The sequence below is a fragment of the Flavobacterium degerlachei genome (genome assembly GCF_900106645.1).
GTDB lineage: Bacteria > Bacteroidota > Bacteroidia > Flavobacteriales > Flavobacteriaceae > Flavobacterium > Flavobacterium degerlachei.
Genome location: NZ_FNMV01000007.1, coordinates 142,831 through 162,421 on the forward strand (window position 1 = coordinate 142,831; position 19,591 = coordinate 162,421).

A 19,591-nucleotide genomic window follows, 5' to 3' on the forward strand; every position below is an offset into this window, starting at 1 on the left:
TAATGAAAAATATTTTAGCCGTTATTTAGTGGTTAAATGTGTTAGTAGTTCGTTTGCAGTATGTTATGATTTGTATTTTATTAAAATCAATAATGGGATTGTACTTACCTCTATTAAAACGGAGCTCAAATACTTTAAACTATGAAAAGAATTTTACCCTATTTCTTAAAAATAGAAACTTTTAATTCGTTATTCACAATACCTACAAAACTTATGCTTTTAATAAAGTTGTCTGTTTGCTCTATTTCTAATACTTTAAAAGGACTTAGAAAAAATAATTCAATAGTATCGAAAAACACTGATACTTCGTTTTTTAAGGTGAATAACGGAATTTCTGGATTAAATGTTACGAATTTGTTCAAAGATCAAATTTTGAAAAAAACGGTTGTAGAAACAAAATTTTTTTTCTTTCTTTTTGCCTTATTTTCATTTAACACAACAATAGCTCAGCCAGTTATTAATGGGACTCAAAATATTGCTTGCCAGGGTCAAGTTGTTAGTTATAGTCTTTCTAATTCTTTTACTACTTATCAATGGACGATAACTGGGGGAACTCCATCTAGTGGAACGGGATCATCAATTAATGTTACTTGGGGTAGTGGTAATAGAGGACAAATTACGGTTGAAGGTTTTAATAGCGGTGTTTCTCAAGGAACTGCAACAAGAAAAATTTATATTGACCAGAAATCGCTGTTTACACCTACGTCTAATAGCACTATTTTTAGTGGAGATGCTACTGCGCTTAACCTCGATTTTGTAAATAAATCAATGCTTTTTAATGGCTCCACTGATTATGTGGGGATTTCTAATTCTAATTTAATTAACTTAGGAATAACGGATTATAGAACAGTTTCTTTGTGGTTTAAGGCAAATGATGTTACTACTCGACAAGTATTGTATAATGAAGGAGGCGGTACAAATGGGTTGTCGATGTATATTGAAGGTGGTAAAGTATATGTTTTAGCGTGGGAAGGCAATACTGCGTGGAATGCGCCAAATGCACCTATAAATGTTGGTCAGTGGTATAATATATCATTTGTTTTCGATAAAAATGCCACAGATGGGTTTCATTTTAAAGGCTATTTAAATGGAGTAAATATTGGGCAGTATAACGAAGGTAGTAAAGCTGATGATGGCTTAGCAGCGCATTCGGGTTCGGTTCAAATCGGAAGTACTACAAGTAACATTGTCTTTCACGATAATACAACTTCAAATAATAAATATTTCAACGGTTATATTGACGATTTTAAATTATGGAATAGATCTTTAACTGGAGCTGAAATTAGTATTGAAAAAGACCATTGGTTATCGAGTCCGGTTATTGATGCCGACCTAGATGTATATATCAACTTTAATAGTTCGGTTCTGGATATTGCAGATAGTCCTTCTGCTGAAAGTGGAGCACTAAACGGAAGTCCTATTTACCATAACGACGCACCTTTACTTCCTAACATTCTGTGGAGTACAGGAGCAGCAACAGCATCAATTACAGTAAACCCTACAGCAACTACAAATTATACCTATTCGTTAACAGAAAAATTGAGTGCTGGTTGTCCTCAAAATGGGGCTATAAATGTTACAGTTACTAATGGTATTGATACTGAAGGAGATGGAGTTAATGATCGTTACGATTTAGACGATGACAATGACGGAATTTTAGATGCCGTCGAAATGAGTTGTCTTCCAGTAGCAGGATATGATGGTTATTGGACTTTTGATAATAACACCAATGATGTTTCAGGAAATAATCACAATCTTCAGGCTGGTTCATTATCATATTCGACAGATAGCAAAATTGGGGTAGCTTCTGCTTCCTTTAATGGAACTTCTGATTATTTACAGTATAGTGATGGAAATTATCTAAATGATGCAAAAGGCTATTTTTCTTATGCTTTTTGGGTAAAACCAGGAACATTAACGGGTATTCAAAACTTGTTGGACGAGGGGGGATCTGTAAATGGTGTTGCCATTCGATTAAATGGTACCGTTTTAGAAAATGCCATTAGAGAAAGTAATGTTCAATACAGTACCTCCAGTTTTATTTTTCCGAGTGATAACCGTTGGCATCACGTCGCATTAACCTATAATAATGGGGGTTTCACAATGTACTTAGATGGAGTACCTTCGAATAATCTTGCAACTGGATTTGGAGATTTAGCTGCGCATTCAAGCGATCATAATTTTGGTGCTGCGAGTGGTGGAGATGCTTTTGGAAATAGTAATTCATATTATTACAAGGGATTGATGGATGATATTCTTCATTATCCAAAAGTTCTTTCAGCAACAGAAATAACCGGTATAATCGAAAAAAAATGTGATGTTGATAACGATGGAATTGCTTCAAGTTTAGATTTAGATAGTGATGGTGATGGTTGTAGCGATGCGAACGAAGCTTACGCTAATTCAAATGCTGATGGAGGAGATAATGGTGTATATGGTTTAGGAACTCCTACGGTAAAAAGCAACGGTTTGGTTGCCTCGGCAAGCTACTCTGCACCTGCTGTAATAACGTCAGGGCCAACTTATCTTCAAGGGCTAACGCTTGCAATCACTACAGCTCCAACAAATCAAGGGGTTTGTGTAGGCACTACAGTGACTTTTACTGCCGCTGCAATAGCGACAATTTTAACAACAAATCCAGCTACAACTGCAAGTACAGATATTAGTTTTCAGTGGAAAGTAAGTACTGATGGAGGGGGTGTTTATAATAATATATCTGGAGCAAATGGCAAAGTTGCAAGTGGAACCTTAGTTTCATTAGGTTTAGCTAATGTGACAACAGCAATGAATGGATACAGATATAAAGTGGGATTTACTAATGAAGCAACAATTTGTCCTGTTGAGAGTTCAGCGATCTTAAACGTAAGTACTTTACCTACTGTAACTGGGATTCCAGGTTCTAGATGTGGAACAGGTGCCGTAATCTTAGGAGCAACAACTACTGCAGGAACTGTAAATTGGTATGCTAATGCTTCCGGTGGTACTATTTTAGGAACAGGAACAAGCTTTACAACTCCGTATCTTTCATCGAATACTTATTATTTTGCTGAGGCTATACAGAATGGTTGTGTCTCAAGTTCAAGAACAGCTGTCTTAGCATCTTTAAACAGTGGAAATATTGAAGTTGTAGCAAGCCAGGGAACAGCTTCTACATGTTATCCAACCCTTAAGGATGCATTTACAGCCATCAATTCTGGTACACATAAAGGAGAAATAGTCATTAATCTCGTTGGAAACACTTCTGAAACTACTACTGCTGCACTTAATGCTAGCGGTTCGGGAGCAGCTCTGTACGATAACATTTTAATTAAGCCAACAGGTGGCGTTTCACGTTCCATTAGTGGAAGTATTGCTGGAAACTTGATAGACTTAAACGGGGCAGATAATGTAACTATTGATGGTTTAAATAGCGGTGGCAATGCATTAATCATCAGTAACACAAGCAACGCAGCAACAGCCTCTACTATACGATTTATCGCGGATGCAACAAGCAATACTATTACTAATTGTATCATTGAAGGTTCCGGAACTGGAGCTTCAACAGCTACCATTTTCTTTTCAACTGGAACAGCAATCGGAAATGATGATAATACTATTTCAACCAATACAATAAAGCAAGCTGGTACAAATTTACCCACTAATGCCATTTATTCGGGAGGTACATCAGTACCTATCGATAATAGCGGAATATCAATTTTAAATAACAATATTCAGGATTATTTCAGTTCGGGAGCAAATGGTTCAGCAGGTCTTTTGGTTGCTTCTAATAGTTCAGCATGGAACATCGTAGGAAATCGTTTCTATCAAACGGCTTCAAGAGCCATTACAGTTGCGGGAACCCATCGTGGTATTGCAATTTTAACAACCTCTGGTGTTGATTATTCAGTTACAGATAATTTTATTGGGTACGGAGATTCGAATGGTGGCGGTATCAGTACCTATACAGGAGCATTTGCCTATCTTTTCAGAGGTATAGAATTGAGTGTGGGAACAACTTCAAATTCTAGTGTTCAAAATAATACCATAAGCGGTATAAATATAACTTCATCTACTGCAATTGTAATACCTGGCGCATTTAGTGGTATTGCAGTTTTAGCAGGAACTGTAGACATTGGTACTATAACTGGGAATACCATTGGGGCAACGAGTGGAACAAATGCTATTTCAGTTGGTTCAACCACGACATTGACCAACATTACCGGAATATACGCAACATCTACTAGTGCAGTAACTATTCAAAATAATATTATTGGAGCAATTAATACGGGATCGGGTTCAGCTGCAATAGGCTATATTTTTAACGGAATCTATACTGCTGGAACTGGTAGTTATATAGTAAGTTCCAATATGATTGGTAGCGAAAATACAGCTAACTCAATTGCTATAGGTACTAATGGAGTTACAACAACGGGAGTTTGTACTTTTTATGGAATAAACAATGCTGCTACAGGAAATATTACAATCAATGAAAATACCGTACAAAACGGAACAGTTTATGGTACAGCAGCTTCTCTTTTTAGTGGGATTTTAAATAGCGCAGCGGGTAGTAATACTACCTTGGATATAACAAAAAACAATGTTCTTAATTTTGATAATACAGGAACGGGAGTAAGTATAGGTATTTCAGTTTCTGGAGCATCTGCGGCAACATTAAACCTAACAGAAAATAGTATTAGATCTTCGACTTTAACGGGATCTGGCTCTTTTACAGCGATTTCTAATGTTTCAGCAGTAGCAACAACTAATATTACAGATAACATAATTAGAAATATTACTAGAAGTGCCACAACTGGTGCTGTAACCGCAATTTCTAGTACTGGAGGCGTGACGGGATTTCTTAATATTAATGACAATCAATTCGGGAATGATGATGGCGGTTTGGTGACTTTCTCTGCTGCTAGTTCTGGTGCACTAATTGGAATTAATGTTTCATCTGCAACAGCTGCAAGTGAATTGTCAATTCTTAGAAATGATTTCAGAGGAATTACGCATTCAATTCAAGGTTCAAGTCCTCATACTTACATTATAAATGCTGCTACTACCAAGAGGCAAGATATTAGTAACAATACTTTTACTGATTTAGACGTGAATACTACTGGCGCAGTCACTTTTATCTCTAATTCAGTAGTGCTTCCTGCTAATGCAGTTCAGGAAGTCAAAGAGAATAAGATTGCTACGGCTATGACAGCTGTACCGGCTGTGTTTTTTAATAAAAATGGAGCAGGTGGTACAGTAACTTTATTCACAAGTACAGCAACAACTACTGCAGCAGGCGTAAAGGTAAATCACACAGCAAACGATTTTTCAAAAATACAACTAACTGGAGCCACTATCATGGCAGGTTGGGTGCATACAGATGCAGGTCAAACCGTAAAGTCGTTTACGGCTAACACTTTTAGTAACTGGATTGGTGGATCTGGTTCTACTACGGGATTAACTGTAAGTGGTGGAGCAAACGGAAGTGGAACTATTTCAGGAAATACTATATCAGCGATTACAAGTTCTGGTGTCATTACTGGGATTTCAACGAGTTCTGGAAATGAAAATTTTATTTCCAATAACATTAATGGATTAAGTACAATTGGTGTTTCTGCAGTAAATGGTATTACTGTAACAGCTGGAACTTTGAAAAAGATTTCAAGAAATAAAATATACAACCTAGAAGCAAGTATAGTTGGAGGTACAGTAAATGGTATTTTAGTTTCTGGTTCAACTGCGAACATTCAAGTTCAAATTGACAATAATATTATTGGCGATTTAAGGGCGCCTAATGCAAATGCTGTTGATGCAATTAGGGGAATTAGCATTACAAATACAGGAGCTAATTCGACTTCGAATGTGTATTATAATAATATTTATTTGAATGCGCTTTCATCAGGAACCAACTTTGGTACATCTGGAGTTTATCATACCGTAAATGCTACAGCAACAACGGCAGTATTAACTTTACGAAACAATATTATAATCAATCAATCCATTCCAAAAGGGACCGGAATCACGGCGGCTTATAGACGTTCAGGAACCTCTCTTAATAATTTTTCAATTACGAGCAATAACAACTTATTTCATGCAGCTGCACCATCAAGCAATAATTTAGTTTTCTATGATGGTACCAATTCTTCGCAAACATTAGATGCTTATCAGAATATAGTAGCACCAAGAGAAACAAACTCTGTATATGCAGATTTAATTACTGGTGGGAAGTTCTTGACTTTAGTTGCTTCTAATTCTAATTATTTACATCTTGACGGGACAAAATCTTCCTTGGCGTTCAATGCTGCAGTAAATATTGATGGAATAACTAAGGATTTTGATGGTCAAATCCGTCAGGGTAATGATGGTTATATAGGTACTGAAATAGCGCCAGACATGGGTGCTGATGAAATTAATACTGGAGTCCAACCGACTCCGTTGAGTGGTGTTTATTATGTAGGATCTGGGCAGACCTATAAATCATTAACAAATGCGGGTGGTTTATTTTCCTCCATTAATAGTTTAGGATTAAGTGGAGATGTTACGGTATATGTTACTTCTGACCTTACCGAAGATGGTAGTAACCCACTATATCAATGGACTGAATCCGGTTCAGGAAACTACTCTTTAACGGTCAAACCAAGTGCAGCTAGTCCACGATTAATTAGCTTATCACTTGATAGTGGTTTTATCCGCTTAAATGGTGCTGATAGAACAACCTTTGATGGAAGCTTTAACGGAAGTGGAAGCTATTTTACTTTTGCTAACCCAAGTACTAGTAGTGCAGCATCCGTTTTTCAATTTATCAATGATGCAACAAATAACAGTGTAAAAAACTGTAACATTGAGGGTTCTGCAGTAGGAACAACCGCTGGAATAGTAGTGTTTTCAACAGGAACAACAACAGGTAATGACGATAATATCATTTCTAATAACAATATTCGTCCTGCAGGAAGCAATTTACCGACAAATGCCATTTATTCGGCAGGATCATCTGTTAATATTGATAATAGTGGCAATACGATCAGTAATAATAATATTCAAGATTATTACAATGCAGCAACTGCTTCTAATGGTATTTTTATAGCCTCTAATAGTTCGGCTTGGACAATTAGCGGGAATAAATTATTTCAAACAGGGACCAGAACTGCTACTGTAGGTACTATTCACAGAGGAATTAATATTGTAACAGCATTAGGAGTAGGGTATAATGTAAGTAATAATATTATTGGCTACAGTAGTTCAACACAAACGGGGACTTCTGAATATACTTGCGGATCTAACATGAATAACCGTTATTTTGGTATAGAAATGACAGTAGGACTAGCAACTGCATCAAGTATTCAAGGAAATACAGTTGCAGGGCTTAGTTTAACTAATACGAATACTGGAACAGTAAGTACGGTACCAGGAATCTTTGGAGGAATTTCAATCTTGGCTGGATCTGTGAATGTGGGGACAATAACAGGTAATACTATAGGCTCCACTATAGGAAATGGATCAATTACTATCACTGCAACTAAAACCCTTAATATTTTTGAAGGTATTTATTCCACTTCTGTTGGAGCTGTTAATATTCAGAATAATATTATTGGTGGAATTAGTACAGCAGGTGGAAATGCCATTGGCTACCTATTTTATGGGATTTATACAGCTGGAACGGGAGCTTATACTATTTCAAACAATTTTATTGGAAGTAACAGTATTTCAAATTCAATATCGATAGGTACGATATCAACCTCTGCGGTATGTACTTTATATAATATTTATAATTTAGCAACGGGTGCTATAACCATTAGTAGCAACACCATACAAAACGTGACTTCTAATGGTACAGGTGCATCAGTTTTAACAGGGATTCTCAATAGTGCTGGTAGTGGAGATCAATTGAATATTACTGGGAATACTATTGTTGCTATTAACAATACAGGAACAGGAATCATAACAGGAATTTCAAATACTGCAGCGATTGCATCTTCTGTCAGTATTACGGGTAATACTATTAGAACATCCACTCATACCGGGACTGGAACATTCAATGGGATTTTAAATGGGGCGGCAGTTGCAACGGTGAACATCAGTTCTAATATAATTCGAGATATTAATAAAAACGCGGTTACTGGTGCTTTTACTGCTATATCCAGTACTGGTGCAGTGACATCAGCCTTAAATATTAATGACAACCAACTGGGAAATTCAGATGGTGGCTTAGTAACTTTTAACGCAGCTAGTGGAGGTACTTTAACAGGTATAAATACTTCAGGAGCAATTGCATCATGTGATGTTTCAGTACAACGAAATGATATTAGAGGAATTATACATTCTGTTACAGCTAGCAATACCCATAATTATATCAGCAATAGCGCAGTTTCAAAATCACAAAACATCAGCAGTAATACATTCACAAACTTGAATGTGAATACTACTGGTACAATTACCTTTATTACTAATAACGTCAGTTTGCTCGCTGGCGGAACACAAGATGTTAATAGTAATAGTATAGTTACTGCTTTTGCAAGATCTGCAGCAGGGGCTTTGACTCTTTTTACAAGTTCAACCACCACTTCAGCAATTGGAAGTACTATTAACAATAATAATAATATATTTTCGAATATCACTCTTGTAGGTGCTTCAACAATAGCAGGTTGGGTAAATACGGATGCAGCATATGGAACTAAAAATATTAAAAACAATGTTTTTAGTAATTGGCAAAATGCAACTGCAACTTCTGGAGCAACTATGACTGGTATTAACGTTGCCACAATAGGTACTGAAAATGAAATTTCAGGGAATCAAATTAATAATTTTTCTACTGGAGGGACTACTTATGGGATAACAACAGGAGTTATCGCGGCCACTGGAAATGACCGAATCTTTTCGAATATTATTCATACTTTGGTAGTATCACCTGGTAGTACTTCAAGTGTTTTAAATGGAATTGCTATTACAGGTGGATCTTACAAACAAGTGTATCAAAACACGATCTACAATTTACAAAGTAGTGGGGCAGGAATTACAACAGGAACAATTAGTGGGATAGCCGTTACGGGAGGTTTAAATAATCTTATTTTTCGAAATAAAATTTACAATATTTCTTCAAGCTCTACTAGTATTACAGGTACAGTTAATGGAATTATGGTTTCAGGTACTTTAGCTGATCAAGTTACAACCATACGTAACAATAGTATTGGGGATATCAGAGTCTCCGCCGCAACTGGAACATTGGTCAATGGTATTAATGTTGTAAATACTGGTTTAAGATCAACGACCAATGTATATTATAATACTGTTTACCTAAATGCTCCTGCATCAAGTGGTGCTGTTTTTGGCTCCTCAGGTATAAATCATACGGCCAGCGCAACAGCTACAACGGGGACTTTAGAGCTTCGAAATAATATAATCATAAATAATTCGGCCTTTAAAGGCTCAGGATTATCGGTAGCCTTCCGAAGAAGTGCGGGAACTTTAGGGGTGTTAAATAATTACAGTACTGCATCTAATAATAATTTATTTTATGCAGGAACACCTGGTGCCAATAATCTAGTATATTATGACGGTACAGGTTCTGGAAGTTTTCAGACGCTTGTTGCTTTTAAGGCAGGAACTAATGTTGCAGGAACCATTTCGCCTAGAGAGCAGGCATCTGTAACTGAAAACACTAATTTTTTAAGTACAATTGGTGCTGATGCTTCCTATTTGCATATCAATCCAAGTATAGCTACACAAATTGAAAGTAGTGCTACTAATATTCCGGGTGTTACCGTTGACTTTGATGGTGACACACGACATGCTACTTTGCCTGATATTGGTGCTGATGAGGGGAATTTTGTTCGTGATGACAAAGTAGGACCTACTATTTCTTATACTGCATTATCCAATAATAGTTGTGGTTTATCTCCTAGTTTATCGGTTACAATAACCGATGCAAGCGGCATTAATACTACTACTGCAAAACCAAGAATTTATTATAAGAAAGCAGGTTCTATCGATGCTATTACTGGTAACACTTCTAGTGAAAATGGTTGGAAATTTACAGAAGCAACTAATTCGACTTCACCATTTAATTTCAACATAAATTATGCTCTCCTTATAGGAGAGTCTGTTAGCACTGGAGATGTCATCCAGTATTTTGTAGTAGCACAAGACTTGGCAAGTACGCCAAATGTGAGTATGAATGCTGGAGCATTTGCTACCTTGCCTATGAGTGTGGTGTTGTCTACCGCAAACCTACCAACCGTTGGTACGACTAATAGATACACTGTTCTTCAGGGTTTAAGTGGAAACGTAACCATTGGTGCAGCTGGTACCTATCCGAGCATTACTGGAGCAGGAGGACTTTTTGATGATATTAATGCCAAAGGTCTTTCAGGAAATCTTACTGCAACTATAATTGATCCAACCCTAAATGCATCTGGGGCTGTAGCGCTAAGTGCAATCAGCTATGGCTGTGGAAGTAACTATTCACTGACTATCTCGCCTAAAGCAGGTTTAGCTGTTACAATGAGTGGTGATGTAGCTGGACCAATCATTAATTTAAACGGTGCCAAAAATGTTATAATTAATGGATTGAATACGGGAGGAAGTTCGTTGACTATAAGTAATACGAATACTTCAACTTTAGCTACGACCATTCAATTAACAAATGATGCAAGTTATAATACCATTAGTAATTGTATAATAGAGGGATCTGGAACTAATACTGCTTTGGGAACTATCTTTTTATCAACAGGAATTACTAGTGGTAATGACAATAATACTATTAGTAACAACACAATAAAAGCAGCGGGGTCAAACCTTCCTACCAATGCTATTTATTCAGCAGGAACTTCAGTAATTGCAGATAATAGTGACAATATCGTAAGTAATAATAATATTCAAGATTATTTTAATACAGGATTTGCTTCAAATGGTATTTTTATCGCTAGTAACGGTTCAACATGGACGATAACTGGTAATAAATTTTACCAAACAGCCACAAGAACCTCTACTGCTAGTGCAATACATAGGGCAATAAATATTGTGACCGCTTCTGGCTCTAGCTATACTATATCAAACAATAGCATTGGTTATGCAAATGCTAATTCAACTGGAACTACAACTTATAATGGTTCTTTTGCAAATTTATATCGAGGGATTGAAATAACTACCAGTATTTTAGGTGGCACATCAGTTATTGATGGAAATACAATAGCAGGGATTAACTTTTCAACTACAAGTGGTTCAACTACACTTCCAGGGATATTTTCCGGGATTTCAGTATTGGGGGGTAATGTGAAAATAGGAAGTATCACAGGGAATACTATTGGAGCCTCTACAGGAACTGGTTCTATTAGTATTTCATCTAGTACTTCTCTAGGTGTGATAACAGGTATTTCTTCATCGACAATAGGAACTGTTGTTATTGCAAAAAATAAAATAGGATCAATCAATGCGGTAAGCAGTGGGAATATAGGATATACTTTCTCAGGAATCTATTCAGCGGGTACTTTTGGAAATTATACTATTTCTGAAAATAGTATTGGAAGCACTACCGAAGTAAATTCCATTTCTATAGGGGCTGGATCAACGAGTGCTGTATCTACTTTGTATGGTGTCATTAATCTTGCTACAGGAGCCATGGAAATAACCAATAATACGGTACAAAATATAACAACAAACGGTACGGGGGCATCTGTTTTAACAGGAATTCTTAATAGTGCGGCTAGCGGTTCTGTTTTAAATATTACAGGGAATAATGTAATTGCCATTAGTAATACAGGAACTGGAATCGTAACGGGTATTTCGAATACTTTAGCAACGGTAGCTGTAGCCAATATCAACAACAATACAGTAAGGTCATCTTCATTGGTGGGCGCAGGAGCATTTATAGGGATTTTGAATGGCTCTGCTGTGCCAACGGTGAACATCAATAGTAATATTATAAGAAATATAAGTAGAACTACAGCAACTGGAAATGTAACGGGAATTTCAAGTGCAGGAGTTTTAAGTGTTGCCCTCAATATTAACAATAATCAATTAGGAAATACGGATGGAGGTTTTATAACTTATGACATTCCATCATCAGGTTCCTTAGTTGGAATTAGCGTTTCAGGGGGTTCTATCTTGTCTGCCCAATCCATTCAAAATAATGATATTAGAGGAATTGTGCATTCTGCGCTAAGTACAAGTGCGCATACCTATATTATCAATGCATCTGCATCCAAGTCACAGAATATAAGTGGTAATAAATTCACGAACTTGAATGTCAATACAACGGGTGCCATTACATTAATCTCTAACAATGTGAGTCTGCCCAATGGAGGTGCACAGAATGTTAATAATAATAATATAGTTTCCGGATTTACTAGATCAAGTACGGCAGGTTCTGGAGCACTTAATCTTTTTACAAGTACAACAGCTGTATCTGCAGCTGGTAGCACTATCAACAACAATAATAATAACTTTTCGAATATTACAGTAAGTGGAGCGGCAACTATTACTGGATGGGTGAATACGGATGCAGGATACGGAACTAAAAATATTAAAAACAATACCTTCAGTACTTGGCAAAATACAACTGCAACTTCGGCAGCATCTATGACTGGTATTTCTGTGAATACACTGGGTACTGGAAATGAAATTTCTGGAAATCAGATCAATACTTTTAGCGCAGGTGGAAATATATATGGTATTCTAACTGCTGCTGGAAACGACAGAATTTTTTCAAATACAATTCATTCACTAGTGTCTTCTGCTGCGATAACAACAACCGTTGTAAATGGAATTGCTATTTCGACAACAGGAACTTCTAAACAAGTGTATCAAAATACTATATATAACATTCAGTCAAATGGAGGATTTACCACGGGTAGCGTCAGTGGAATAGCTGTAACTGGAGGTTTGAATAATCTTATTTTCAGAAATAAAATATACAATATATCATCCGCTAACTCTGCAATTACCGGTACTGTAAACGGAATTATGGTTTCTAGTACCGTTGTAGATCAAACCACTACTATCCACAATAATATTATTGGTGATATCAAAGCTACAGCGGGAAGTGGAGTCAATCTGGTAAACGGTATTAATGTTATGAATACTGGATTAAGAGCAACTACCAATGTGTATTTTAATACTATTTACTTGAATGCAACGGCTTCAAGTGGAACTAACTTTGGTTCTTCGGGAGTAAATCATACCGCCAGTGCAACAGCTACTACCGGAGTCTTGGATTTGAGAAACAACATCATTATTAATCAATCCGAACGTAAAGGTACAGGTGTGACAGTTGGTTTGCGTAGAAGTAGTTCAGCATTGAATAATTTTGCAACCACATCTAATAATAATTTATTTCATGCAGGAGCAGCTTCACCAACAAATTTAATTTATTCTGATGGTACCAATCTAATTCAAACTTTTGAAGATTATCAATCATTAGCAAGTCCAAGAGAAAGCAATTCAGTTTATGCAGATTTAATTGGTATTTCAAAATTCATCAATAGCAGTGATCCTTCTTTAGCTTCATATCTTCATTTTGTTGACGGTATAGAAACTGTGGCTGAGAGTGGTGGGACTAATATCGAAGGTATCGATGTTGATTTTGATGGTGAGATGCGTAATGGAGAAACACCAGATATAGGTGCTGATGAATTTGAAGGAATTCCTGCCTCTGCTTTGGCTGGAACTTACAATGTGGGACTTGGTAAGCGATTTACTTCTCTAACCAATGCAGGCGGATTATTTGCTACCATCAATAGTTTGGGATTAAAAGGAAATATGATAGTCAATATAACCTCAGATTTAGCAGAGGATGGTAGTCGTTCTTTAAACCAATGGAAAGAAGAAGGGGTAGGTAATTATACATTAACGATTCAATCCATTTCAGTAGCTCAAAAAGTTATTAGTGGAAATGTTGATACGGGGTTAATTCGTTTTACTGGTGCCGATAAAGTTAAAATTGATGGGAAATTTGGAACAAATAATAATAGTCTGACCTTTAGAAATAATAGTGCAGCTACAAGTACTTCAACATTTTTATTTATTAATGATGCCACTAACAACCAAATTCTCAATTGTAATATTGAAGGGATGGGTACCGGAATTAATACAGGTACAATACATTTCTCTACAGGAGCATCAGCAGGAACTGGTAATGACCTTAATATAATTTCAAATAACAATATAACACCAGTTTCTAATAATTTACCAACAAATGCAATTTATTCATCTGGTACTTCAATTGCTATTAATAATAGTGAAGTTACAATATCCAATAATAATATCAGGGGGTATTTTAATTCTGAGACTTCATCAAATGGTATTTTCCTAGCAGCTAATAGTTCAGATTGGAGTATTACTGCTAATAAATTATATCAAACAGCTACACGAACATCCACTGTGGCAAGTAATATCAGAGCCATAAATATTGTTACTCCATATGGAGTTAATTATACAATTAACAATAATAGTATTGGTTTTGCAAATACCTCTTCGACAGATAACACAACGTATAATGGGGACGTAGCTTCCACATTTAGAGCAATTGAATTGAATGTAGGTGTAAATGAAGTAACTAATATTCAGGGTAATAGTATTGGAGGGATCAATTTTAGTACTTCAGCATCAAGTTCATTACCAGGATTTTTCACGGGGATATCTGTATTGGGTGGTCGTGTTAATATTGGAACAACTGCAGGAAATACTATTGGAAGTACCATAGGAAATTCGTCTATCATTTTATCGTCTTCAACGACGGCGGGAGTTATTACTGGAATTTATTCGACTTCAATTAGTGATGTTGATATTAGAAATAATAACATTGGTGGTATCATTACTTTAGGCGATGACAGCATTGGATATACATTCAATGGAATTTATACAGTTGGTGTAGCAGGAAATTATAGTATTATTTCCAACACCATTGGAAGTAGTACTACAGCAAACTCGATTAATATTGGAGGTGTTTCTACAACAGCAATTTGCACATTCAATGGAATTAATAATAGCGCTACTGGAACCATTTCTATCAACAGTAATACCATTCAAAACACAACCGTTAATGGAACAGCCGCTTCTGTTTATTATGGAATTCTAAATACAGCAGCAAGTGGGACTTTGAGTATTAATAGTAACAGTATTGTTTCTGGTACAAATACAGGTACTGGGACGGCTTCGACTAGTGTCTTTACAGCCATATTGAATACTGCAGCATGTGAATTTGCAGCTATTAAATCGAATATTATAAGAAACCATAAGAGAACCGACTCTGGAATATTTACAGGAATTTCTTCTACTGGTGCTATTTTTGGTTCATTAGCAATAGAGGATAATCAATTAGGTAACAATAGTGGTGGACTGATAAGTTATACAGGTACAAATAGTAGAAATCTTATAGGTATTAATGTGAGCAGTGCAACTGGTATCGCCGCTTTATCAATCAAAAATAATGACATTCGAGGGATCAATTATCAAACTACTTCCTCTGGAGCAAATACTTATATTATTAATGCTGCTGCTACTAACCAACAAACTATTAGCAATAATACTTTTACAGATTTAAATATTAATTCAACGGGGAATATCATCTTTATTTCTAATAATGTTTTGATACCTGAGAATGGAACACAATTGATTCAAAACAATCGTTTGGCAACAGCTACAGCAGCAAGTACTTTTTTCAGTAAATCGGCAGGTGGAGGAACTGTAACATTATTTACCAGCACCACTACAGCAACGGCCGCAGCGGGAGTAACCATTACCCATAGTGGAAATAACTTTTCGAGACTAAATGTTTTGGACGCTACCGCCATTGCAGGTTGGGTTCAAACCGATGCAGGAGTAGGTTCGCCAACATTGACAATAGAAAATAATGTTTTTGAAAACTGGATAGGTGGTACGTCTGCAATAACCGCAATAAACGTAAATACAACGAGTAATACCAATGCAACAAAAAATAATAGTATCAAAAGTATTAGTAGCAATGGAACTATTACAGCCATTACAACGGGCCTAGGGAATGATAATATTTTTTCTAATACTATTGATAACTTGACCTCCTCTGGTGGTACCAGTAATACTATAGTTTCAGGAATTAATATTAGTTCTGGCGCTACCCAAAATATTTATAGTAATAAAATAACCAATCTTACTGGAAACGATTTGACTTCGGGCTCAGTAAGAGGAATTCTGATTTCTGGAGGTACCTTAATAAATGTATATCAAAATACTCTCTCGAAAATTACAGCTAACGCAAATACGAGTGGTACCATTAACGGTATTTGGATTTCAGGGGGCTCGTCTATCAATGTTTTTCGCAATAAAATTTATGATATTTCTTCTACGAGTTCAGTGATGTCAACCGGGACTGTTCAGGGAATTCAAGTATCGGGCTCATCTGCAAATTTAAATGCAACAATTAGTAATAATATCATTGGTGACATCAGAACAGCCAATGCAAATATTGCAAATCCTCTGAGGGGAATAAGTTTGATTTCTACTGGAGCTAATTCTAACATAAATTTATATTACAATACTATTTACCTTAATGGAACTTCTACTGGAACAGATTTTGGATCGTCAGCTATTTATCATTCTTCAAGTGCAGCAGCATCTATTGCAAATCTTGACATGAGAAATAATATTATTTTAAACAATTCAGTAGCTCTAGGTTCTGGTAAAACAGTTGCCTACTATAGATCTTCAACAGATTTAAGTAACTATTCAACTAATTCGAACAATAACTTGTTTTTTGGAGGAACAGCCTCAGCAAACAACTTAATTTTCTTTGATGGTATTAACCAAGAGGAAACTTTAGCTGGATTTAAAGTAAGAATGATTAACAAGGATCAGCTTTCAGTAACTGAAGACATGATAGCCAATTTAAAGTTTTTAAGCATTAACGGGTCAGATGATACTTATTTACAAATGAACCCTCTTAAAGCTACTTTTGCCGAAAGTGGAGGTGCAAACATAAGTGGATTTACAATTGACTTTAAAGGCAGTATTCGTCAAGGAAACCCAGCTTATGTAGGTACAGGAAATAAACCTGATATTGGAGCTGATGAGTTCGAAGGAAAATTTGTAAATGTATGGAAAGGATCAATAAGTCAAAATTGGGCTACAGTTGGTAATTGGACTAGGAATTTAATACCTGTAACAGACGAATCTATTGTTTTTGATGAGATACCATTAAATGATTTAATACTAGATGAGGATAAGTCAGTATTGAATATTACTAACTCACAATCAACTTATGGTATTGTTCTTAATGGTAAAAAACTAACTTTAAAGGGAGGGTTGTTTTTCTCTGCTGGGGGTACAATAGACGCTTCAGCCCCAAATTCTACGATGCAGTTTTCGGGCTCGGCTGTTCAATCAATAAATACAGCCGTATTTAAAAATGATGCAGTTTATAATCTGAATATTAATAATTTGAATAATGTAGTTCTTAACGGAAACCTAAGGTTGTTAAACAATTTAACGTTGACTTCTGGAAAGTTAGATGCATTCACCAATTCGCCTCAAATAACATATGCTGGAAACGCAGTGCAAACCATAGCAATTAATCAATTTCTAGGAGAAAAAGTATACAACCTCATTGTAGACAATGCTTCAGGAGTTCTACTTAATACTAATTTTGCTGTAACCAATTCATTGGTAATTAATAATGGAAAAAAGTTGTCTGTATCTTCGTTGTATCAACTTACTGCAATGGGAACGATTAGCAACAATGCTGGAACAGCAGGTCTTATATTGAAATCAGATGCAAGCGGAACGGCTTCTTTATTGCATAATTCGAATGATGTTCCAGCGACAGTACAGCGTTATATAAGTGGTCCTGTCGAGGGCTGGCATTTTCTTTCTTCGCCAGTATCTAATCAAGCCATTAGTGGTTCGTGGTTACCTGTAGGTAGTTATGGAACGGGAAATGTACTTACAGGAACAGGATATGATTTATATTTATGGGATGAACCATCGTACAGTTTTAAGTACAAACAAGATGCTAGTCCGATAGGGTGGAACTCGGTACATCCAGGAAGTAACTTTTCTGTAGGACGTGGCTATCTTTATTCAGTCCAAGCATTAAATCCTACCAAAGAATTTCAAGGAAATTTGAATAATGGCATTATAAATTATCCAATTACGATAACCACACCTCCTACACCAGTTGATCCGATTTTAGATAATCTTAAAGGGTTTAGTCTTGTAGGTAATCCGTATCCTTCTTCAGTCGATTGGCAAGCAGCTTCAGGCTGGGATCGATCTAAATTAGAAGTGAGTGCTGCAGGTGGTAATGATATGTGGGTATGGAATCCTACAGCGAATAACTATGGAGTTATTAATTCCGCATCAGGACTGGGAACCAATTCCATTAGTAGGTATTTAGCGCCTATGCAAGGTTATTTTGTAAAAGCCGCAACTGCAGGTAACTTAGGATTTGATAATACCGTCCGTGTTCATACAGGGGCTGGAAACTGGTTTAAAAATTCAGGAGTCAAAAAAGGAGTGATTCGTATCGCTGTACAATCAGAGGATGGTAGTGGTGCTGATGAAGCACTAATCCAGTTTGGATATTCTGACAGTAAGCAAGGGGCATCAAAACTTTTCAGCCATGTAGTTACCGCTCCTAGCTTGTATATGAGCTCAAACCGTAAAGATTACTCAGTACGATATATGACTGATACAGCCGACAACAACTCAGTTCCGGTAGAATTTAAAGCGGGAAAAAATGGGTTTTATAATCTTGCATTCAGTTATGATTCAAAAGAATTCGATTTTGTACAATTAGAAGATCGTCTGTTGAAAACGTATACTTCTGTAAATCCAACAAGTTCGTATAGTTTTACAGCTACCATAAAAGATAGTGCGAATCGTTTCGTTCTTCATTTTAGCGAAGTTGAAACTTCAACTGAAAATGAATTAGCAGCATTCGTTTACATGAGTGGAGGTCAAATGGCGATAGACTTAAAAGCGGTGGATGTTCAGACTGAAGTTAGTGTTTTTGATATTACTGGTAAGCTACTATTACAAAAAGAATTGGAGGGTGCTGCTGTTCATAAGTTAGACTTAAATATAGCGACACAAGTGTTAGTGGTTCGTCTAAAAAATGAAAAAGGTGGATTGAAAACTAAAGTAATTTATAATCATTTATAATAAAAACAATCTAGTAGCTGCTGTCTTCTAAATTGATTTTTAAAGCAGTGATTTAGTACTGTAAAAGATAATCTTTTAAAAATATAAAATTGACACTTGCGTCCGAATTAATCGGAAGCAGGTGTTTTTTATTTCTGCTGGTAGCAGCGATTCCCTAATTTTATATTTATCAGCCAAGTTATGTTTGGAGTAATCGTTAAATATGTTTTAAAAACAGGTCCGAATAAGCATATTATTTGGGGATTTTACAATGTCTTCTTCAGCGATTTCAATGATTTTTTAATTTATAATTATCTTTTTTGCAGGTTGTTATATAAAATTGCTGCTGTCGATTTTATCTACTACCTTAGATAAGTCATTTACCTTAACATGCATTTAGAAAACCTTCTTTTTAGTACCTTATATATAAAGTACTCCAGTCAGATCAATGGCCAGAGGCATCATTTATATTTAATTTCCATCAGTAAGCAAATCAACTATTTACTCA

The 19,591-nt window shown here is 36.0% G+C and carries 1 protein-coding gene; it reads left to right on the top strand.

Features of this window, described 5'->3' with window-relative positions:
• Positions 1–141 precede the first annotated feature (141 nt).
• Positions 142–19,104 carry an Ig-like domain-containing protein gene (locus tag BLV91_RS08925; protein WP_091431997.1) on the top strand — a complete coding sequence of 6,321 codons (18,963 nt, stop codon included), beginning with the start codon at positions 142–144 and terminating at the stop codon, positions 19,102–19,104.
• Positions 19,105–19,591 lie beyond the last annotated feature (487 nt).